Raw genomic sequence first — 23,208 nt, 5'->3', positions numbered from 1 at the left:
TCTATTCTACTCACAAAATGAGGCGAATAGAAAGCCTAATCTACTCACAAAGTGAGGCGAATAAGCGATTTAATTGACTCATTGGGTAGAAATTAGGCGTTCGATAAGTTGTGTTTTTATTAATGCAGGGGATTTAACTGCGGTGCCGGCTATCTTTGCAGACATGATTTCAAAGGCTTTTTCGACTAATAACGCTTCGTCTTGCTTCATTGACCACACATTATTAGGTAAAAAACTCAGCATCACATGATCATCGAATGTACCAATATGAAGATGAGCAGGAATACTTCCTTCACGCTGACGGATAACACTCAATAAACCTTCAAGAATAGGCAATGATGAGGCAATAAAATGAGAAGGTATTTGCTGATGTTGCTCTAAATACTGTTTCATCATCTGCTCACCATCTTTGGTCGTATTATGCTCAGCATAAGAGACAGTGACACGATTATCATCACCATAATGCCCTTTTATGGCTTGCACATAACCGCGCAAACGCGCTGCGATGGTGGGTAATAATGCATCGCCCGCAAAAAAATGAATTGGTGCATCTCGCTTTATCATCGCTCTTGTCAGTTGCGCACCACTGTCACAGTTATCTGAAGCGACACAAATAGCCTCACTGACAGAGAAATCTCTATCTAAAAAAACCAATGGTTTTTGACGATGCTTCACATGGTGTAGCTGATTTTTACGGCTTGATGACACAATGAAAATACCATCAACATTACGCTCGTCCATTGATTTAACGAGCTTATTTTCATTTTTGATATCACCATAGGTACAGCTAATCGTTAGCTGACAACCAATTTGGTGACAATGCATCTCTAATTTTTCAGCCAAAGCGGCGAAGAATGGGTTAGAAAGACGAGGGATAACCAATCCGTAGGTATCTGTTTTATTAAGCTTTAAGCTTCTAGCTGCATGATTGACGGTATAACCAAACACCTCAACATAGTCCGCTATCTTCTTTTGCGTTTTTGCACTGATCCGGTATTGATCACCTTTGCCATTTAATACCAATCTGACTGTGGTAATAGACAAATTCAGGTCATTTGCAATCTGTTCAACTGTTTTTGCCATTAATATTCCATCATTGATATTGCCCTCATCTTAATGATGAGGGCCAGTTAACCTTTACTGAGCCGGCTTCGCTCGGTATTTCTTCCACATCGCTTTTAACGAAGGTCCAATAATTGGTAGGATCAACGTCAGTATCGCAATACCTAAGAATGTCGCTGTAATCGGGCGTGTATACAGGATAGATAAATCACCCTGAGACATCATTAAAGCACGACGTAAGTTTGATTCAGCCATCGGCCCTAAGATAATCCCGATAACCACAGGAGACATGGAGAAATCGAGCTTAATCATAATGTAAGCGAGTAACCCTGCCCCCATCATCACGAATACATCAATGATACTATGGTTCACAGAATAAGCACCTACACTACATAATACAAAGATAATTGGTACTAATACGCGACGCGGAACATCCATCACTCGAACAAAGAGTTTCATACATAAGAAACCTAAGATACCGAGGAAAATATTCGCCATCATCAAGCCAATGAAGATGCTGTTAACTTCAACTGGATTGTCAGTAAAGAGTTGAGGCCCTAATGCCAATCCCTGAACCATAAATGCACCCATGATAATGGCAGTTGCGCCATCACCTGGAATACCTAAGGTCATTAAAGGCACCATGGTTCCGCCTGTTACTGAGTTTGCACCAGCTTCTGGCGCAGAAACACCTTCTGGTGAACCATGACCAAACTCTTCAGGGTGTTTAGACCAACGTTTCGCTTCGTTATAAGAGATAAATGATGAGATATCTCCGCCCGTTCCCGGAATTGCACCAATCGTTGTACCTATGGCAGATGAACGAAAATAAGTTGGTAACACACGTTTAAAATCAGCCCATGTTGGTAAGACTCGGTGAATACGCGCGTTAATTTTTTCGCTCTTCTTCTGCTTACGTTCACGGTACTCTTCTTCAAAACTAATCAAGCCTTGAGAGAAAGCGAACAGACCAACCAAGATAGGAATAAATGAAACCCCACCCATCAGGTACACAGTATCAAAGGTGAAACGAGGTCCAGATGTCATTGGATCAAGTCCAATTGTCGCAATAGCCAAACCTATCGCGCCACCCATTAATCCTTTCACAATCGATTGCGATGATACACTGGTAATAATACTTATGCCAAATACCGCCAGTGCAAAATATTCAGCCGCAGAGAAACCTGTTGCTACTTTTGCTAATTGAGGCGCAATAACGATCAGGGCAATCGTACTAAAAATCCCCCCAAACATAGACCCCATCGTAGATAAACCCAGCGCTCTTCCTGCTTCACCTTTTTTCGCCATTGGATAACCATCCAATACCGTTGCAGCAGAAGCGGGAGTACCCGGCGTACTAATCAATATCGCAGTAATTGAGCCACCGTAAACGGCACCACAATACATTCCTAATAACAGGAGGATACCCGTCATTCCTTGGAAGGAGTAAGTTAATGGGAGAAGTAATGCAATCCCCATATTCACTGTTAGGCCTGGTAATGCGCCGATAATAATACCTGCGAATACCCCTAACAGGATCATCGTTATCGTTTCCAGACTGAAAACGACCATTAAAGCGTCTAGTATTTCCATCTCAAAGCTCCTTTACCGCTTACTCAAAAAAGACGGAGGTTGGCAGAGGTGAATTAAAGATAATGTCAAAGAAGACATAAACGGCGGCAACCATTACAACCGGAATAATAACCAGTGCGATAGGTTTTCTTTCATTCATCAGCCACATAATGACCGGGATAAGAAGCAGTGACGGAATAATAAAACCAAAAAAGTGCAGACCAGTGGCATAGACCAACATAAAGATGCCTAAACCATAAGCGCGTTTAACTGCGGTAGAACTCAGGTCAACAGACTTATGTACGTGTTTGATTTTATCAACCACAATACTGATCCATTGAAAAATCCCCAGTAAAATAAATAAGATGGCAAGACCATAAGGCCAAAAACGCTCCCCAGGCACACCATAATCATCAAACATGCTCATATCACGGGAGAGATAGATAATTAGTGCCCCGAAAGCCACTGAAATCGCACCGATGATTGTATTGATTTTTGTCATGTCGGGATCTCCCCGACCCTACCTGCCGTAACAGGTAGGGTGGTTTATAATAATAGAAAAGTTATTTTTTCAGGGTTGCTGAAATTAACTCAGCATACATCTCGTGGTCTTCTTTCATCATTTGGTAAGCATCGTCACCAGTGATAAATACAGGCATAATACCTTGTTTTTTCAGTGCTTCTTGATATTCAGGTTTTTGAACCACTTCAGAGAATGCGCCAACTAACTCTTTCTTCACGTTATCAGGCACATTAGCGGTTGTTGCTAATACTGCCCAAGCACGCATTTTCACGTTAGTGTCTAATTTTAATGCTTCTTTGAAAGTAGGTACTGCTGGGAATAATGGGAAACGACGCTCATCCATTACACCAAGAACACGTAGAATACCGGCATCAACTTGAGATTTAACGGCACCCGGCGTTGTTAATACGCCATCGATGTGGTTACCCACTAAAGCAGCGATTGAAGGGCCTGTACCTTCGTTGTAAGGGATATGGTTAAATTTAGCGCCAGTGGTACGTTCGATATTAACGCCAGCTAAGTGATAAATAGCACCCATACCTGAGTTACCCACTTTCAGTTTACCCGGATTCGCTTTCGCGCCATCGATAAACTCTTGTAACGTGGTATAAGGTGATTCTGCATTAACAACTAACACGACTGGATCAGCGATAGTTGTTGCGATTGGGGTGAAGTCTTTATAAGTAACTGGTGATTTTCCTTGGTGTGGGAACATCGCAAGTTCAACGGTTGTCATAACTAATTTCGTGCCATCTGGACGCGCATTAGCAACTTCAATCAGACCGGTTAAACCATTACCAGCTGGCTTATTCACAGGAACAAAAATACGTCCCGCTGGCATGACATCTTTTGCAAATTCAATGATAGTACGTGCTGAAGTATCAGTACCACCGCCCGGGTTTTTCGGGATGACAACATCAATATTTTTTGTAGGATACGTTAACTGTTGGGCAACTGCGTTCCCCATGCCCAGTGTCATCGTAATCGCCAACGCTGCGAGTAGACTCTTTTTCATAAAACCCTTTCTCCACATTTTTATTGAGTAGCCATTAACTGCTGATAAACAATGTTTTTTCGATTCCAAGTAAAGGTCACGTGTAGGGTATTGTTTTCAGCAATAATAGCCGGATATGAAAATTCGCCTTCCCCATCGAGTAAATCGAATGGTTCAGACCAAGTACTGCCATTATCGGATGAAAGACTGACAGAGATTGGATAACGACGACTCCAGTTACCTGAATTCGGGTTATACACCAATGCCAGTTGACCATCTGCGAAGGAGACGACATCAATGCCGCTATTATTATTTGGTAATATTGTTGCATAAGCTGGACACCAACTGCGCCCATAATCCGTTGAATCGCTACGATAAATAGTACCGCGCGTACTCCGCATCATGGCATGCACATGCCCAGGCCGGGATTCCCATAGTGTTGGCTGTATCACGCCGTCCCATTGAAAAACGCGTTGTAGATCAGTCTCCCATAAGGCATCGTCCTTTAAACCCTGCCAGATTTCATGTTCCGCTTGTTCACCTTTATGATGTTCAATTGGAATATCTACTCGCAACCAGTGTTGACCGTTGTCACTCGAAATATCGACAAACGCATCCCAGAATTGGTCATCCTCAACCGATCCCGGTGCCAACCACTCGCCATTCGACATCACTAACACTTTATTTTTCACAGGACCTCTAGGTGCTACATCACCAGAAACCAATTCACTCGGTAAACTCCAGCTATTTCCGCCATCCTTCGAGATAACGTATTGGGTCGTCCAACTATGTACATCGGGACCCGTTTTATAAAACAGCCAGATATTACCTGTTGATGGGTCAACATGTAAAACTGGATTCCAGTGTGCAACACCCGGATTTTTAACAACAGGTTGAGCGTGTTGCCAATGATCACCCTCTTTCATTACCAGCCAGATAGCGGTATTACCGCTACCTTCTTTATCGCCAGCAAAAAAAGCGGTTAACAAACGCTCAGAGTTAGGCACACGCACAATCGTTGAAGCATGGCAGTGATTAAAAAGTGAATGTGCATTATCAAGCACAAACTGGGTTTCCTTCATCACGAAAGGCATATTCCTACTCCTGTGTCCTAAATTAATCTAACGAAAGCCACTTCTTCATATTCTCACCCAATGCAGTCATGCTATTGACCGCAGAAGGGAAAAATGAGTTTTCAAACTGACTGCTGTTACGGGAACGGCAGACCAGTGTGCTGAAGTTACCAATCAGGCGCTGATGATATTTAGCGCATGCTGGATAATCCAGTGTTTCGGTCATCGCTGCTGTTGATAAATAATCTGCTAACACCGCAGCCTGCTCTGGTTTATCCTTCCAATTCTCATAAAGCCAAACATAAAGCTCTGGATGGAAGTTTGCCATTACACCGCTATATGCCTGACATCCTGCTTGGAATGAAGCTAATAGCGTTTGACTGTTGGCGTTTGCAAGGTGCAAGCGAGTTCCTTTTGATAATGCCAAACGACGTTCTATCATCGGAAGAGAACAGCACGTATCTTTGATAAAGGTAAAGCGATTGCTTTGTGCGCACCACTCTACAATTTCCTCAGATAACAAACGTTTGTAAGGATAAGGGCATTCATAGATACCCAAATCAATCTCTTTTGATACCACATTGGTTAAGACTTGCAGTGTTTCCAGCGCTTTATCATCCGACTCCCCGACTAGAGCCAAGCGATTACTGATCATAATGACGCCATCGACGCCTGTGCCAGCCATTGCCTGCAATTGTTCTTTTTGCTGACTTAATGCTGTTGCAGTATGACCAGAAGCAACTACAGGTACTCTTCCATCTGCTTTTTCAACGATAAAACGGGTGAGTGCTTGAGTTTCCTCATCACTTAAATAAAACATTTCGCTTGATTGGCAGGCGGCAAAGAGTCCGTGTACACCAGAATCGATATACCAGTCTACAAGGCGCTCTAATGACGCCCAATCAATCTCCCCTTTGGCATCAAAAGGGGTTAGCATAACAGGCCAAACACCGACGTATTTTTGCTGACTCATCATCAATTCCTTACAGTAAGTTAATGGCATCACCTGCCACTTTCACTTGGATACCTTGAGTCAGTGCTTGAGCAACAAATGCTTTTAGCACAAACGCCAATTTATCTTCATCAACATAAGCCACAGTAATGTGGTTACTTTGATGTCCCGCCATAAGGTCATCACGAGTTACGCCATCTAACGTACAGTTTAATAATGGCCATTCGTAGTTAGTTGCTTTACGGCGACGTTCAAATTCTGCTTCAGGTAACTCCACAGCCACACCTGTACCAATATGCATAATCACATCAGTACCTTCATAGTGCGCACGACCCCATAACAAGCGTCCTGCTTTGCCTTGACCTGCGATAGTTGAACCCCCTTTAGGGAAGAACATCGGAGGCTGGCGATAACCTGTTGCGCCTTTTAGGCCACCTTTAAGGTGTTCAAAAGGAACAGAGCCTGAAATTTCCATATCCCAGTAGAATGTTCCTTCATACTCACTACCCCAACGAATATCATGTAGTGTGGTTTCAGCAGGTAATCCTAATGATGTTAATAAACGCCATAACATCGTTTGAGGAATAGCCGTACCCATATCCACTTCGTTGATACAAGGAATTGGTGTGTTAGGGCAGATAATCTCGCCGTTTTCATCTGGCAATGGGAAACGCGCGGTTGAACCAATCGCACCTTCAGCAAAGTCAGACGCTGGGCAACAATCTTTTAAGCCCTGCTGATATTGCACACCCACCGCTGTTAGACCAAAACGTTTTACGAAACGCGCCATTGCAATCATCATGGCGCACTGCTCCATCACTTGTTCACGAGTGAGTTCAGTTTTGTCATCTTGACCAAACATAAACGTCATCCCGTTATCTTCGTACCACTGTAAACATGCCTCTCTTAATTCTGTCGGTACTTTTGCCATTTCGACCAGTAACGCAGATTGAGAAAGGGATTCAATTGGCATACCAATATTGATCATTGCCTGTTGTGGGAAGACCCCGTTAATCATTCCCATACAGAATGTATCGAACAAACCAATTATTTCTTTATTTTTAATTATATATTCGCCGACTTTACGACCTACTTCGCCAGCTTCTGTCGCCATTACCCTGTGTGTTGGCGCAATATCTGTAAGATAGCTAAGCTTATGATTTACATAACCATATTTCAACCAAGTTGCTAAACCATCTACAAAGAATTCATCATCAAACTCTTCTGACCATAAACGTGAATAATTTTTACCTAAACTGGTCATCGTACCCGCTAAACACAACATGCCCACCAGACCCGGCCATGTACCATCAAAGTTAGCCAGCAGTAAAATAGGGCCACGATGGTGTGCTAATGAAGAGGCAATATGGTGTGAATATTGCCATGCGGTTAATAACACAATAACCGGTGCATCAGGATCGATTGCGGCAAACATATCGCAACCTTCACGCTGACTGCTGATAAAACCATGACCGCGAGCTTCATTAATTTCATGAGCACGCTTCATTTTGTAACCTTGAGCTTCTAATGCTGCAGCCAATTTATCTTCAAATTTTTTCTGTACAGGCCAGCACGTTACGTTTGCAGGCTCGCGTAAGTCTGCGTTGGTGACCATCAGGATCTCTTTCTGACCTGCTGTGATGGTTGTCGGTAATTTTGGTAGATTTAAGTTCAACATAAGATATCCCTGGTAAGGTAAACTCGGTTCATAATCGGAAAAATTAGTGGTCAACAATCCGACATCATTTCGTTATAACGCTGCTGATCTTGATACATCTGCAAATAAACTTGATATTTGGCCTGATGGAAGGCAAACGTGTCGCTATCTGGAGTGATAATGCCACCTTCTCGCACCATTGCACTGGCAGCTTTAGAGAAATCATCAAAGGCTTTACATGCCACTGCACCTAATAATGCAGCCCCTAAATTCACTGCATCTTCTTCTTGTGCTAAATGAATTTCACGACCTGTCGCATTGGCATATTCGCGTAGCCATAATGGATTTTTCGTTGCACCACCACACATCACGATGCGATTGATTTGATGTCCAGCATCTTCAAGCGTGTCGATAATATGGCGTGTACCGTAAGCAATAGATTGCAGTGTCGCGAGATAATAACGAGCCAATGCAACTCGACCACTTTCCAGCGTTAATCCGCTTACCATGCCTTTAGCGGCAGGGTTTGCGCGCGGAGAACGATTGCCATGATGGTCAGCTAAAACATGAAACTGTGCTGTTGGATATTGTTCATTCTCTTCCAATTCAGCGACGGCTTCGTTTAATAAGGCATAGTAGTTAACGCCTTTTTCATTCGCTTCTTGCTCTAATTCAGCCCATGATTCATGACGACGGATAGACCATTCAACTAACGCACCAGCAGCACTTTGACCGCCTTCGTTTAGCCATAATTCGGGTAACATCGCGCCAAAATAAGGTCCCCAAACACCGGGTACCATAATTGGATATTGGCTCACAATCATGTGGCAGTTAGACGTGCCACTGATAATTGCCAAACTCCCTTCAGGTTGTGATGCTGTTAATGCCAAGCCACCCGCATGAGCGTCAATAATGCCTGAGGCAACAATGACACCCGTGTGCAAGCCAAACGCATTGGCAACTGATTCATCTAAACAACCTGCTTGTTCACCTAACGCAAGGATGGTTTGTGGTACTTTTTCTAATAATTCATCCAAACCTACATCGGCTAACAAACTCTCACTAAATTGTCCCTGATGTGCTAAATAGTTCCATTTACAGGTTAATGTACAGGTACTTGCGACATCCCCTGATGTTGCTTTCCAAACTAAAAAGTCAGCTAAATCAAAGAATCGCCATACATTTTCATAACGCTCTGGGTAATGATTTTTTAACCACAGAATTTTTGGCAATTCCATTTCGATACTCACTTCACCGCCAACATATCGCAATGAAGGATCATTGGTCAGATTGATAGTGACTGTTTCTTGTACAGCACGGTGATCCATCCACATGATGATATCTTGCTCAGCTTTACCGCTTGGTGAAACAGAAAGCCCTTTACCGTCCTTATCCACTGCAACCAAAGAACAAGTGGCATCAAAACCAATAGATTTCACATGGATAGGATCAATAGCAGATAACGCCACCGACTCTTTTACGGTAGTGCAAACCTGCTGCCAAATATCGGTAGACGATTGCTCAACGAAATCCGTTTTTGGGCGGAACTGCGCAATAGGGCGAACAGAAAAGCCCAAACGCTTTCCATTGCTATCAAATACCGCTGCACGGACACTGGCTGAGCCAACATCAACGCCAATAAAATATTGTTGTTCCATGCGAACCCTCATCATTTGCTAACGCTATGCTAATTTTTGCTACTTCGAGTTAGCAAGTTAATTCGAGCATGACGAAAAAACAATCACAATAAGATTAGTTTGTGATGCAGATCTACATTGATAATATAATTACATGATTTTATTGATGATTTATTTATTTGGCTTTGTGGGTTATTTAAACGATGTACTGAATCGATTATGTTCGTTATGAAACTAACGAACATTTAATTAATAAGATAAGTAAAAGCACTTATTGAAATGTTAATATCTCGACAATAAATACGATTTTATTAAAAGATATCTCACTAATAATAAGAAATATTATTCAAAAAATAATGAAATAAAGAAAAACAATAATATTCCTATTGCTATAACGCGCTATTACTTTATTTTTAATAAGTTAACTTAAATTTATATATTCTTTTTTGGAGCATTTATTATGTTGAAAAATATTGCTATTAGTCTTTCTCTGCTACTTATTTCCTCTTCTGCTTTTTCAGCGACATTAGCTGAAAGAGAATTACAACAAAAATTCGAAGAGAATATTCAGTCTCGTGTTGTCGATTTAAATAAAAGCTGTGATGCCAATATAAAAGTTGCTTTTGATTGGTCTGCATTTACTGCTGAGGATTTAAAAACAATAGGTGTTGATAGTTATTGTAGCGAAGGGTTAAAAGGCGTAATTAATACTTGTGAGAGCTCGAAAATAGCACAAGAAACAGTAAAAGAAAAAATACAGAATATTACCTGTTCTAAAGCAACACCGCGTAGTATTGAACTCAAAGAAGGCACGCTGAATTTTGGTATTGATTTCAATGCCTCAAACGATGCAAAAGCAGTTCAAGAACACTTAATGAATAATCTCTAAATACATTAAACTCAACAAGCAGTAATGCTTAAAGGCATTGCTGTTTGTTGATTAAATAACAGATTGAATAAGCTTTTTAGAATAATCATGAGAAACATTGCCTAAATTATTTATCTCACACAATTCAATATTCCTGCCTTGTAAAAAAAACATCACTTTATCGCAGAAATAAGCCACCGTTTGAATATCATGACTAATAAAAAGATAAGAGAGTGTAAACTCTTCTTTTAACTGTTTTAATAAATCTAATATTTGAACTTGCGTGGGAATATCTAAGGAGCTAAGCGCTTCATCTAATACAATAAGTTTTGGATAAGACGCTAATGCACGACATAAACAGACTCGTTGAGCCTGCCCACCAGAAAGTTCAAAAATATAACGTGTATAGCAACTTTTAGGTAATTCTACTTTATCTAAAAAAGCAAAAATAAGTGTTTTCAATGCTTGATGGCTAATACTTGGATTAATGATTTTAATCGGCTCAGCAATAATTTCACCTACTGTTAATGTCGGATTAACGGAAGTCATATAATCTTGAAAAACGATACTAATTATACCTTGGCGATGAAGTCGTTTTGTAACGGGCTTATTATTTAAAGAAATAGCGCCACTATCAGGTAATTCTAATCCACAAATTAAACGTGCTAATGTGCTTTTTCCACTACCACTTTCACCCACTAAACCAAAGGCTTCACTTGAATTAATATTAAAAGAGAGTGAGTCGATAACCTTCACTTTTTCACCAAATAGTGTGTTATTTTTTTGAGTATAAAACTTACTCATATTCTCAACGTTTAATAACATAAACCCTCTTTTATTATGATGATACTAATCTATTTTTTTATTAATCAATTGCTCGAAACGTAATGAAAGCTGTCGGCGTGCATTAATTAAATAACGCGTATATTCTTGTGTTGGATGCGATAAAACGGTTGTTTTATCGCCACATTCAACCATTTTGCCTCTTTGCATAACGACTATATCGTCAGCAATTTCATTAACTAGCCCCAAGTCATGAGAAATAAAAATCAGTGTTGAATGATGTGTTGTAACGACATGATGAAGCAATTTTAAAATATCTTGGCGAAGTGGTGCATCAAGCGCCGTTGTCGGTTCATCAGCAATTAATAACTTCGGTGATAAAGCAAGTGCAATCGCAATCATTACACGTTGTAGTTGCCCGCCACTTAATTGATGAGGAAACGCCTGCATAATAGATTGAAATTGATAAGGAAAAACATGAGATAATGCCGACTGAGTTTCTTCTATGGCTTGCTTTTTAGAGTAGGAAAAATGGTAGATTAAAGTTTGGCAAAATTGCTTTCCAATCCTCATCAGAGGATCAAAGGCACTCATGCCGTTTTGCACAATCACACCTAAAGATGTTCCTAATAAAGCTCGACGTTGAGAAAGTGCTTCATGACCGATTTTCTTTCCTTCAAAGAAAATCTCTCCTGACATTGCTAATTGTTCAGGTAGCAATCCCATAATGGCTTTACTCATCAAACTTTTACCACTACCGCTTTCTCCGACAATCGCTAATGTACGTCCCTGTTTTATCGAGAAAGAGATATCATCAATCAGTTTTTTTCCACTTTCTTGATGAAAAATAGAAACATGCTCAAGCGTCAGTAAGTTGTTCATGCTTTTCTCCTACTGACTGACGATTATCGGGATCAAACACATCACGTAAAAAATCACCCCAAAAATTAAATGCGGTGACAACAAGGGTAATCGCAATTCCTGCGGGTAACATTTGCTCTGGATGTAATACCATGACATTTTTTGCTTCACTGAGCATATTTCCCCATTCTGGCGTGGGTGGTTGTACACCTAATCCTAAGAAGGAGAGAGCCGATATCATTAAAATAACACTACCAATATCCGTTGATGCTAAGACAATAGTTTCAGCGAAAGTGACGGGTAATAGATGTCGCCGTAAAATATGACTAGACGGCGCACCAATTACCTGTGCATATGCAATGTAATTACGATGAGAATATTGGCGAACAACCCCTCGGATCATTCTGGCATACCATGCCCATTTCACTAAAATAACGGCAATTAAGATATTACCAATACCCGGTCCCATTATTCCCACTAACGCCAAGATCATAATTTCTGCTGGAAATGACAAAACCACATCACATAACCGCATAATTAATGTATCTGTCTTGCCATGAAAAAATCCGGCTAACATTCCCATTAACCAACCAATTATTAATGTCACACTCATGGCTAATAAGGCATAAAATACCGTTGTTCTTACACCAAACAATAATCTTGAAAAGATACAGCGTCCTAAATTATCCGTACCTAACGGATAATCAAAACTCATTGGCTTAAATTTCAAACGTATCGAGGTTAATGTGGGATCATGCGGTGCCAACCAAGGGGCGAATATTCCTGCGATAACCACAATCATAATCACCAATAAGCACAGTTGTGCGCTTTTATCTTTTGCAAGTCGTTGCCAAAACAGTTGCCACATCATTATCTCCTTAACCGTGGATCAGTCATCATTTGAATGACATCCATCAGAAAATTAAAAAAGAGAAATAACAGTGACATCAATAAAATATAGGCTTGTATCATCGGATAATCACGACCAAATATAGCGCTGATACATAGTCGCCCTATTCCCGGCCAAGCAAAAATATTTTCAATCACCACCGTACCAGCAATAAGCTTCGGAATACTCATTCCCAATGCCGTTAAACTGGAATACAGCGAATTACGCAAAATATGGCGACGTAAAATAAGGTTATCGGGTAATCCACGCGCTTTGGCATAAAAGACATAAGGCTGATGCCATTGATTTAACATCGCACCGCGTAATAATCGTAAATAAGTGCCGATATATCCTAAAGAGAGTGCTAGTGCGGGCAAAATAACAGACTGTGGCGATAACATCCCGCTGACAGGCAGCCAATCTAAATAAACCGCGACGCCCCAAATTAAGAGCAACCCTAACCAGTAATTAGGAATTGCCGTTAAAACAAACACAATAAAACGGATGCATTTATCCGTAAAACTTTGAGGTTTAGCCACGCACCATAATGCTAAAGGTAATGCCAGAATAATCGTAAAGAATAGCGCTGTTGAGGCTAACCAAAGTGTTGGCGGTAATGCCCTTAGCATCTCTTGAATAACAGGCGTTCTTGTAAGAAAAGAAGTACCAAAATCGAGTTGTAAGCCTGATATTAACCATAAAAAGTAACGCGTGAAAAAAGGCTTATCTAACCCTAACTCATGGCGCATCCCTTCAATAGCTTCGGGTGTTGGTACTATTTCATTGACGCGTAACGCGACTTCCGCAGGATCAGACGGGGCTAACTCCAACAGAATAAAGGCAATAAATGAAATCATCAGTGCCAGTGGGAAGATAGCCAGCACTCTCCAGAATATATAACGTAGCATAAGGTTTGATCAGTGTGGCACGTTGATATTACGAGCCACACTTATTATGGTTAATCTCATTGATGCATTAATTAAGGCTTAAAGCGCATCTTTTCAAACGGTATTTCATATTGAGATGGATTAAAGCCCACATTTTCTAATTCACTACGATGGATAGCCTTAGTACGTGAATAAGTTAATGGAATATAAACTGCTTGCTCTGCTAATGAGGTAAACAAGGTTTTATATAATTCCTGACGACGCGCTTCATTAGGTGTAATCAATAACTCGCCAATCATTGCATCCAATTGGGTTTTATTCGCCAATCCTTTTTGCCCTTGATAATCCGCGTGAGCAGGTATTCTAAATGATGAAACAAAAGAAGCCGGATCGTAAGGTGTTCCCCATGAGAGCGAATATTGTAAATCGAAATCACCATTTTTTTGTCTATCTAAATAGGCTTGTTTCTCTTCACCTAAAATCGTTAAGCCGACACCAATCTTTTTAAAGTCATCTTGAATAAGCTCAGCTATCTCTTTTTCAACAGCATTATTCACATTATAAGAGAGCAATAGCTGTAATTTCTCACCTTGCTTCTCACGGATAGTCTTACCTTTTGGTAATACCCAACCTTCCGCCTCTAATAGATCAATCGCTTTTGTAGGACGATAAATATAGGTTGGAGAAGCAAAATCACAGTAAGGTACACTGCGAGCCATTAAACTATCAGCAACTTTTTCACTTCCCGCTAAAATACCTTGGGCAATCCCTTCTTTATCAACCGCATATTGCAATGCTTGACGTACTTTTTGGCTGGATGTCATTGCACGGCTACTATTGAGTACAATGGCACGAGACGCGATCGGCGCACTCATTTCAGTTTTGAATTTATCTGATGCCATAAGAGCTTCAAATGAATCCATATCTAACATGTCGCCATCTGCGCCAAAAATAAGCTGAATATCCCCTTTTTGCAGAGAAAGTAGCATGGTTTGTCTATCGGGGATCACTCGCCACATCACGCCATTTAATACCGGCTTCTCTCCCCAATAATTGGGATTAACTTTAAACTCCGCATATTGGTCTTTTTTATGCTCAGTTAATACCCAAGGTCCTGTGCCCACATAGTTCGCAACACCCGTTTTAGTTTTGCCATTAATAAAAGAATTCGGAGAAATAAAGCGGAATGGGCGAGTTAAACCTAATTCCGTTAAGGTTGGGTAGTAAGGGTTTTTTAGATTTAATTTAACCGTGAATTCATCAACAATTTCAACGCTATCAATCTGACGAACTAACTCTAACCACGCATGACGTTCATAATTGTCTAGTACCGCTTCAATGTTTAGTTTTACTGCTTTAGCATTAAAGGGTTCGCCATCACTAAACGTCACATCATGGCGTAAAAAGAAAGTGTAGCTCTTTCCATCAGGAGAAATATCCCAACGCTCCGCTAAATAAGGTGCAACGCCTTTTTCAGTATTTAATACAAGGGATTCAAATACCATGTTTTGAGCCGCCATCTCACCAGAGTAGAGATGCGGGTTGATATCACGAATATCTTTTGTGCTGGCATAATCCAGCATATTATTACTTTTGTCTGCTAATGCAGGAAAAGCACATGCAAGTGTTAATAATAGTGTTGGGAACACTGAAAGTAAGGGCTTCACGTTATTCTCCTTTAATCATCTATTCTTTGTTTTTGTGCGTGGATCATAAACATCGGTGTTGAACCATAATTGATTTTTTCTTCTTCGTTCCACACAAAATCACCAATACGAGTATCTATCATATATCGACTAAAACCGACTTCTAACAGGGTGTTTATATCCCATTGCGGACGTTTAATTTGACTTAATGGTAATTGGCGAGCAATTCGCTCCATCTCTTTGGTATCTGTATTGACGTAGTGATCTTCAACTTGTTTTTCAATTGAACGCTCTCTATCCGCCACAAAACCTTGCCAGTAGCTTTCATCAAAGAGATGTAAATACCAGTTAGCATCGAAATTAATTAAACTGCCACCCGGTTTTAATACTCGAAACCACTCCGAATACGCTTTTTGAGGTGCTTTTAAATTCCATGTCACGTTACGACTGACCACTAAATCGAATTGTTCGCTGGCAAAAGGCAGTTGGTGTACATCACCACGAACAAATTGAATATTTGCCTTGTGCGTTTGCGCATTTTGTTTGGCTTCCAGCAACATACCTTCCGTTGCATCAATTGCCGTCACCTCATGACCTGATAGCGCTAATAAAATGGCAAAAAAACCAGGTCCCGTTCCAATATCAAGCACTTTTAAGGTTTCACCTACTTTGGTATGCCCCAATAATAGATGACGCCATTTCTGTTGTTTCTCACTCAGCAATTCCTGTTGATTCGACTCACTATAACTTTCAGCTCTGATATTCCAGTAGCGAGTTACATCATTAAGTAATTGGTTATTATTTATTTTATTTGTCATCAGAAACCTGCTGTTATATCAACGTAAAGAGAGGAATAAATTCCCCTAAAAGCGAATGATTTGGCTATTTTTTAGTGTGGGTAACATACCTTGTAACCCCAAGATGCTCTATGTGCTATATCAATATTCACCAGTACTCAATAAGGAAGATCTGCCAATTTGCGATCTCCCTCTTTAACATAAATACACCATCCTAATGGACGTGAAGATAAATGAGCAAATGGATTATTTCCCCTGTTAAAATAGAGAAATAAATTGAGCGAATTTAGAAATAAAAATTAATTTTGCCTTATATTAAAAAAGTGAGCGCTTTAATTTCACCTTTTTTATAAAACCGTTATAGTCAATAATATTGTTATCTTAAATTTCTTTCTTTAAACGAATATAGCCGTCACATAAGGCTCTCTAAAATATGAATCGAATCTCACGATTAACGGCTGATATTACCCGCGCCGATTTTGCCTTAACGCATCAACAGCAATTACTTCAATTGCTAACTCAACACTTTCCGACTAAGTACCGCTCTCTATTTGCGACTCCAGAGAAAAAATCGGATGACGTTGTTGAGTGGTATTCTCCGGTTTCTGGTAATCCTGTCGCTTTAACGTCGTTACAAGGGCAAGAGCAACAAGAAATAAGACGTATTTTAGATGAACGCCTTAACGATATTAAAACGCAAACGGCGCTATTAGCATCACAAAATAGGATCACGGATGAAGAGCGCCATCTTTTAGATACAGCATCAACGCTACCTGATAGCGAAAGTGTCTATATTATTAATGGGCAACCCGTTATTACATGGTGGCCACGCACCACTCCATTACCACCCCCAATTGCACAAGTTACCGCAGGTGCAAGTGCAGCCGCTGCGGGTGCCGCACTTGCCGATGTGCCAGCCAAAACACGCAATCGCTGGCTACGTTGGTTATTACTGCTGTTATTCTTACTGTTTTTGGTCTTACTGGCATCTTGGCTAAAAGGCTGTTTTGATCCGACAGTGGTTCCTCCTGTGGTTGAAGAGAAACCAGCCGTTGTCATACCGCCAAAACCAGAGCCTATCCCCGAGCCAGAGCCTATTCCTGAACCCGTTCCAGAGCCTGTACCGGAGCCTATCCCTGAACCTGTACCTGAACCTGTACCTGAACCTGTACCAGAACCGGCTCCAGTGCCTAAACCTGTACCAGTGAAAAAACTCACGCCACTAGAAGCTTGTGTACAAGATGAACTGAAAAAATCGGGTGTGACGGAGAAAACAGCAAATGCCACCTGTGAAAATCGTTTAGCCAGCAAAATTAAGCAAATGTGCCCAGCTGAACGTCCAGCAGAGTTAGCACCTCAAGTGATTATTATCTTTGATGCTTCAGGTTCAATGGCATTGAGTATGAGTTTAACGGAAGACGATTTAGACTTTATCTCAAGCACCGGGAAACTCTTCGCGGGCTATGATGCAGAACCTCGTCGTATCACCGTAGCAAGAAATGCAGCGACAAAAATTATTAATAGCATTCCTTCAGATATGAAGATCACCACCGTTGTGGCATCAGACTGCGGTGTAGTGAAATCTAGTCCGGCTTATGGTGGCAATGAGCGCTCAAAATTGCTTAACTACATTAAACGTATTGAACCTGATAGCGGTACACCATTAGCCGAATCTATCCAACGAGCAGGCTCTCTGATCAAAAGTAATAATCGTGACACTATTATTGTCTTGTTATCAGATGGTTTAGAATCTTGCGATCAAGACCCATGCGCAGCGGCCAGAACGTTAAAACGAGCTCATCCCCGCGCCGTCATTAATGTAGTTGATATTTTAGGCACAGGCGCAGGTAACTGTGTGGCAAGTGCCACTGGTGGTAAAGTCTTCACGGCGCGTAATGCTAATGAAGTTACTTTAATGACTCGAAAAGCGATTGAAGATTATATTCCAAAGAACTGTAAATAATGATTGATTACTGTTTCTAATATTTAATTCACCCTCTTTGATTTCATATTGAGGGTGAATTTTTCACGTATTACGTGTATTTTATTATTATATTGGCGCTGGCAAACTCTATATCTTATCTATTTAAGACCATTCCTTAATTGTGTGTTTTTTTCTTTTCTTATTATCTCATTATTCAGAATAAACCTATTTTGTGATTATTATCACAGCAATTAGATACTTACCAATAGTTTATTCTTTTATATTTTGTCTTTTTTTTCTTCTATTTCATTATTTTTTAATGCAAAAGCCAATATATCGGTGATTTAATCCATATATTTAAGAAAATATAGCGCAACCTGTAATGTCATTATTTAATTATCATCATCGTCATCTTAATATTCCCATTTTCACTCAAGAAAAATAAAAAATCCTTTAATAATAATCAGTTAATTAACCCTAAATAATCCGCTAGATAGACACCAAATTTCTGATAATATAAAATGTATATAAATTTTATATCTTTATTTTTAGCCTTAAAGCCTATTTACGGATAAGCCAACTTACCCATAGATAATCTTGCCTAGCGGAATGATCGTCGTGAATAAAGCATTCTTACGAAGTGGTAAATTAGAAAGTTACCTCCCTATGGGAGAAAATGGACAGGCTGTTTATATCTCTGCACTGCAGCTGCGTGAAACCCTGCGTTTAAGAGGAAAGGCTCATATTTCTCAATGCCTTGCTATTCCTCAGCCAAATGAAACTGGCGAGCGCATTGACTGGTATTCACCGATTGACGGCTCTGTTATTCCTTGGTCTGCGGCTTCAGAAGAAGAACGCACCGCCGCTTATGCGCTACTGAAAAAGAATCAAGATGATTTAATCGCCTTTAGTGAACAAGAGCAGCAAAGGGCTGGAAATAAAGAAAGTCAGCTTTTTGGTGCCTTACTCAGTAAAACTATCCAATTTCCTGATGAAAACCATATTTTTATTGTTGATGGCCAACCTATTATTACCTTCTGGGGTTTTGTCATTGCTAATCAACAACTTAGAGTTGACCCTGTTGCTTGCTTAAAGCCCGCTGTTGCGCCAATCGCACCAGCATCAACCGTGGTTCCACCAGTGCAAGAAAAAGTTATTATTACTGACACTAAGCGCCCTTGGTGGCGTTTCTTATGGTGGCTATTACCTTTATTATTACTTCTACTCGCGATTTTCTTCTTAAGAGGCTGTTTTTCAACGCCAGCATTACCTACGGTCGATATTAAAACACCCGATATTGAAGCACCTAAATTGCCAGATCCTACGCTTGAAAAACCGAAAGTCCCCACCGTGGTCACTAACGGTCACACCGTTGGTGTGCCAACAAATACGGTTCACACAGGAACATTAGGCACCGTTGATGCCAATGGGAATGTGATTAATGGCACAAGTGATAACGGCGCAATCGTTGATCCTAATACGGGTTTACCTGTGGTTGATCCTCAAACAGACAATAACCAAGGTGCATTACCTGAAGGAACATTGCCTGAAGATGCGCAACAACCTAACGTACCTCCGGTTGATCCAGCGGCACAAAATGAGCAACCGAAAACAGATAACAATCAAAATACAGGGAATGAGAACAACACTCCTACCCCTCCTATTGATCCCAATGCACCACCAGATGTGACACCACCTGCGACAGCAGATAACACAACACCGCTGACCATTCCGGCGAATGCGTTAGCGAATGGCTCAACCCAATTCCTAAATGGCCAGTGGAAAGCTGGGGCGGGAATTCAAGATCAAAAAACAGGTAAACCACTAAGCCTAAATTACCAATTAGATAATGGTAAAGGACAAGTCGTCATGACACGCAGTGATGGCGTGACCTGTAAAGCACCTGTTAATGCTGCCGTCAATCAGGGCGGATTAAATATCAATAACCAAGGTCAGGCTCTGTGTAGTGATGGTTCAAACTATTTGATGCCAAATATTATTTGCCAACCAGGAAGCCAAAATATTGCTGATTGCCAAGGGAAATATGAAAACAATCAGCCATTCCCATTATCAATGAAGCGGGAGAATAACTAATTCATGTTAGCGCCACTGACCGATTATAAAGATAAAATTACCCTTATCCGAGACAGCAATATTCAGTTTCTGGATTTTGGTTTTAAGCTACCACAGCGCAAAGAGTACGGTGAGTTTGTTAAAAAAGGCGAAAACGGCCCGTTAATGCGACTCATCTATAATGAACGAGATGATAACTATCTTTATCCCGCACCTAAAAATCAGCCTCAAACACCGAGAGAGGCTGAATTTAGCTTCTCCCTTGAAGAGTCATTAACGCTATTAAATGACACATGGCTACCAGTGCCATTTTTCCGTTTTAACCCACCCCGCGCATTCTCTCAAGGCCCTGATAACTGGGTAAGAATGATGTTCCATCAACTGCCAGAGCCAGATGAAGATGGACATACACACCGCGTTGTTGTGGCATTTGATACTCGAATTGAACCCAATCGCGCCAATACAACTTATCTAGCACCAAACGAAGAAGATGTTCGCTCTGGTGTCGCTTTTGCGTTGGCTTATTTGGGCTATGAAGTTGAGAACTTCCTTGAAACACCGTGGATTGATGGTTGGTTAAAGGAAGTCTTTAGCGAAAGAGCACTGGCTGTGACCAAAATGTACCATGATGAACTTGAAGATGCGCTCAAAGAGTTTCAACATCAGGCACATTATCTCAATTTACTCAATATCTTAGGTGAGAAGCTACGCTTACCTGAAATCAAAATTAACGAAACCAAACCACAAGAGCCAGCGATTGAAGTTGATCTTATTCTTGATGTGGGTAACTCACGCACTTGTGGGATCTTAATTGAAGATCATATCAATGATAATAAAGGGTTAACGCAACTCTATGAAATGACGCTGCGTGATTTAAGCCACCCTTATCAAATCTATAATGAACCATTTGAAAGCCGTGTTGAATTTGCGCAAGCTGAATTTGGTAAACAAGATTTCTCAGTGAATAGCGGTCGCAATAATGCCTTTATGTGGCCGACGATTGGTCGTGTTGGCCCTGAAGCCAACCGCATGGCTGCGCAACGATTAGGTACAGAAGGCTCAACAGGTATTTCAAGCCCTAAACGCTATTTATGGGATGATTCGCCATATTCTCCGGGTTGGCGCTTTAGTCGCTCTTTTGGTCAAACAGACAGAGAGCCACTGGCAACCGCTGTTCCGATGACATACCTTCTAAACGATCACGGTGAGCCGTTATTCCGTTTAGAGCCTGACTTTCGCATGCCGGTATTTACGCCAAACTATACCCGTAGTTCATTAATGACCATGATGTTAACCGAAGTGTTAGCGCAAGCATTAACGCAAATGAACAGCCCAGCTCAACGCCTTAAAATGAGCCACGCAAGTGCGCCTCGTCAATTACGCAATATCATTTTGACTATTCCACCAGCGATGCCAAAACCAGAGCGTGCCATTTTTGAAACGTGTATGGAAAACGCATTAGGACTCATTTGGAAAGCAATGAATTGGGACCCAACGGACGAAAAACTACGTTTTGATGGCAAAGATGAACAGTGTCGTATCCCAATGCCAAACATCCATGTGAAATGGGATGAAGCCACTTGTGGCCAGTTAGTTTACCTCTACAACGAAACACAAATTAAATTTGGTGAGCGTACTGAAGCCTTCTTTGCCAGCCAAGTGCGCGAAGATAACCGCGCATTAACGGGTGATAGCACGTTAAAAATTGCCTCAATCGATATTGGTGGCGGAACAACCGATCTCGTTATTACACGTTATAAACTGGATACGGGTACAGGTAGCAACGTTAAAATTATTCCAACACAGTTATTCCGTGAAGGATTTAAAATTGCGGGTGATGATATTTTATTAGATATCATCCAGATTTGCGTATTACCTGCATTACGCACAGCATTAACGGATGCAGGTATTTCTGATGCCGATGCTCTGATGTCTTCTCTTTTTGGTAGTGAAGGTTTAGATGCAGGGCAGCAAGTGTTGCGCCAACAGCTTACCCTACAAATCTTTAATCCGATTGGGTTAAAGATTTTAAGCCAATATGAAAACTACGATCCATTAGTTCCACATGAAGGTATTAACAGTACTTTTGGTGAATTACTTAACGTTCTACCGACAGAGCATGTACGTCGTTATATTGATGACGCAACCAATAAAGAGCTGGGTGGTGGCGAGAGTTTCTCCATTTTAAATGTGCCTGTACAAATTAACTTTGCGCAATTGCACGCCGAATTTATTTCAGGTGAACGCATTAATATCACGCGTAGTTTAAAAGCGCTGTGTGAAGTGCTTTATTACTACTCCTGTGATGTTTTACTGCTGACAGGTCGTCCTTCGCGCTTACCGGGTATTCAAGCACTGTTAAAAGTATTACAGCCAGTACCGCCTTCTCGTATTCTGCCATTACATGGCTACAAAACAGGTGGTTGGTATCCATTCAACAAAAAAGGTCGTATTGACGATCCAAAATCAACAGCAGCGGTCGGTGCGATGTTGTGTTTAATGGCTGAAAATGCACGTTTACTCAACTTTTACTTCTCGACAGGTAACTTTAAAACTTACTCAACAGTACGTTATTTAGGGATGTTGGATAATAACAACACCATTTCTGATAATGACGTTTACTACCGTGATATTCAGGATAAATTTGAGCCTGATCCTGATACCTATTTTGAAGTTAGAGGCGGGATACGCTTAGGTTTCCGTCAATTAGATAATGCCCGTTGGCCCGCATCTCCACTTTATACCTTGCGCATTAAAAATCCGAAATTGGCACAGCAACTTAGCCAAGAAGACAGCGTATTGCATATCAAGCTAGGGGAAGAAAGAGGCGCTTCTGGCCATAATGATGACAATAAATCTGAAAAATTACGCATTGAAGAGATGGAGCTTATTAATGGCAAAGGTGGCGTTAATAAGAACGGTTTAAGCTTCAAACTCAATACGTTAGCAGATAGTGGTATTGGTGAAACATCCTATTGGCTGGATAGCGGGAGTGTATTAGGTAAATGAA

18 protein-coding genes are annotated in these 23,208 nt (G+C 40.8%); 4 read left to right on the top strand and 14 right to left on the bottom strand.

Annotated elements, in window-relative coordinates:
* Window positions 1-78 precede the first annotated feature (78 nt).
* The 8 genes from AB4J89_RS15735 to AB4J89_RS15700 form a co-directional block, all read right to left on the bottom strand.
* Window positions 79-1,083 carry a LacI family DNA-binding transcriptional regulator gene (locus AB4J89_RS15735; protein WP_088494296.1) on the bottom strand — a complete coding sequence of 335 codons (1,005 nt, stop codon included), beginning with the start codon at window positions 1,081-1,083 and terminating at the stop codon, window positions 79-81.
* Between the two features lie 54 nt (window positions 1,084-1,137).
* Window positions 1,138-2,655 carry a tripartite tricarboxylate transporter permease gene (locus AB4J89_RS15730; protein WP_069369516.1) on the bottom strand — a complete coding sequence of 506 codons (1,518 nt, stop codon included), beginning with the start codon at window positions 2,653-2,655 and terminating at the stop codon, window positions 1,138-1,140.
* A 19-nt stretch (window positions 2,656-2,674) separates the two neighbouring features.
* Entirely contained in the window at window positions 2,675-3,136 is a 462-nt protein-coding gene (locus tag AB4J89_RS15725) for a tripartite tricarboxylate transporter TctB family protein (protein ID WP_088494295.1), read from the bottom strand.
* Between the two features lie 61 nt (window positions 3,137-3,197).
* Complete coding sequence (locus AB4J89_RS15720; RefSeq protein ID WP_227718964.1) at window positions 3,198-4,172, bottom strand: tripartite tricarboxylate transporter substrate binding protein; 975 nt, start codon at window positions 4,170-4,172, stop codon at window positions 3,198-3,200.
* A gap of 20 nt (window positions 4,173-4,192) precedes the next feature.
* Window positions 4,193-5,245 (bottom strand): exo-alpha-sialidase, encoded by a 1,053-nt coding sequence (locus tag AB4J89_RS15715; protein WP_088494293.1) that lies wholly within the window; start codon window positions 5,243-5,245, stop codon window positions 4,193-4,195.
* 22 nt (window positions 5,246-5,267) lie between these two features.
* Window positions 5,268-6,197 (bottom strand): dihydrodipicolinate synthase family protein, encoded by a 930-nt coding sequence (locus tag AB4J89_RS15710; RefSeq protein WP_368469875.1) that lies wholly within the window; start codon window positions 6,195-6,197, stop codon window positions 5,268-5,270.
* A gap of 10 nt (window positions 6,198-6,207) precedes the next feature.
* Entirely contained in the window at window positions 6,208-7,854 is a 1,647-nt protein-coding gene (locus AB4J89_RS15705; RefSeq protein WP_075671193.1) for a signal transduction protein, read from the bottom strand.
* A gap of 50 nt (window positions 7,855-7,904) precedes the next feature.
* On the bottom strand, window positions 7,905-9,491 hold the full coding sequence (locus tag AB4J89_RS15700; protein ID WP_088494291.1) for an FGGY-family carbohydrate kinase: 1,587 nt from the start codon (window positions 9,489-9,491) through the stop codon (window positions 7,905-7,907).
* Between the two features lie 439 nt (window positions 9,492-9,930).
* Here AB4J89_RS15700 and AB4J89_RS15695 point away from each other — a divergent pair, with 439 nt between their 5' ends.
* Window positions 9,931-10,359: a hypothetical protein gene (locus tag AB4J89_RS15695; RefSeq protein WP_311755516.1), complete on the top strand. Its 429-nt coding sequence runs from the start codon at window positions 9,931-9,933 to the stop codon at window positions 10,357-10,359.
* Between the two features lie 51 nt (window positions 10,360-10,410).
* Here AB4J89_RS15695 and AB4J89_RS15690 read toward each other — a convergent pair whose 3' ends face one another.
* The 6 genes from AB4J89_RS15690 to AB4J89_RS15665 all read right to left on the bottom strand — a co-directional run bounded on the left by AB4J89_RS15690 (window position 10,411) and on the right by AB4J89_RS15665 (window position 16,222).
* Complete coding sequence (locus AB4J89_RS15690) at window positions 10,411-11,163, bottom strand: ABC transporter ATP-binding protein (protein ID WP_088494289.1); 753 nt, start codon at window positions 11,161-11,163, stop codon at window positions 10,411-10,413.
* A 24-nt stretch (window positions 11,164-11,187) separates the two neighbouring features.
* The gene (locus AB4J89_RS15685) at window positions 11,188-12,003 is read right to left on the bottom strand and encodes an ABC transporter ATP-binding protein (RefSeq protein ID WP_311755517.1); all 816 of its coding nucleotides are present in this window, start codon (window positions 12,001-12,003) and stop codon (window positions 11,188-11,190) included.
* Window positions 11,981-12,850, bottom strand: coding sequence for a nickel/cobalt ABC transporter permease (gene opp1C, locus AB4J89_RS15680; RefSeq protein ID WP_088494287.1), 870 nt, complete (start codon window positions 12,848-12,850; stop codon window positions 11,981-11,983). Before opp1C ends, AB4J89_RS15685 begins: the two co-directional genes overlap by 23 nt.
* Before the next feature lie 2 nt (window positions 12,851-12,852).
* The gene (gene opp1B / locus AB4J89_RS15675) at window positions 12,853-13,779 is read right to left on the bottom strand and encodes a nickel/cobalt ABC transporter permease (protein WP_088494286.1); all 927 of its coding nucleotides are present in this window, start codon (window positions 13,777-13,779) and stop codon (window positions 12,853-12,855) included.
* A gap of 71 nt (window positions 13,780-13,850) precedes the next feature.
* Window positions 13,851-15,425 (bottom strand): nickel ABC transporter substrate-binding protein, encoded by a 1,575-nt coding sequence (gene nikA, locus AB4J89_RS15670; RefSeq protein WP_311755518.1) that lies wholly within the window; start codon window positions 15,423-15,425, stop codon window positions 13,851-13,853.
* Window positions 15,426-15,436: 11 nt separating this feature from the next.
* On the bottom strand, window positions 15,437-16,222 hold the full coding sequence (locus AB4J89_RS15665) for a class I SAM-dependent methyltransferase (RefSeq protein WP_088494284.1): 786 nt from the start codon (window positions 16,220-16,222) through the stop codon (window positions 15,437-15,439).
* Window positions 16,223-16,634: 412 nt separating this feature from the next.
* Between AB4J89_RS15665 and AB4J89_RS15660 the strand changes: the two genes are divergently transcribed.
* The 3 genes from AB4J89_RS15660 (at window position 16,635) to AB4J89_RS15650 (ending at window position 23,207) form a co-directional block, all read left to right on the top strand.
* Window positions 16,635-18,164: a VWA domain-containing protein gene (locus AB4J89_RS15660; RefSeq protein WP_368469871.1), complete on the top strand. Its 1,530-nt coding sequence runs from the start codon at window positions 16,635-16,637 to the stop codon at window positions 18,162-18,164.
* Between the two features lie 579 nt (window positions 18,165-18,743).
* On the top strand, window positions 18,744-20,219 hold the full coding sequence (locus tag AB4J89_RS15655; protein WP_368469869.1) for an SrfA family protein: 1,476 nt from the start codon (window positions 18,744-18,746) through the stop codon (window positions 20,217-20,219).
* A gap of 3 nt (window positions 20,220-20,222) precedes the next feature.
* Entirely contained in the window at window positions 20,223-23,207 is a 2,985-nt protein-coding gene (locus AB4J89_RS15650; RefSeq protein ID WP_318620371.1) for a virulence factor SrfB, read from the top strand.
* Window position 23,208 lies beyond the last annotated feature (1 nt).

Source organism: Proteus sp. STS61-E, assembly GCF_040932335.1.
GTDB lineage: Bacteria > Pseudomonadota > Gammaproteobacteria > Enterobacterales > Enterobacteriaceae > Proteus > Proteus mirabilis_B.
This window is presented reverse-complemented; position numbering and strand designations above follow the sequence as displayed.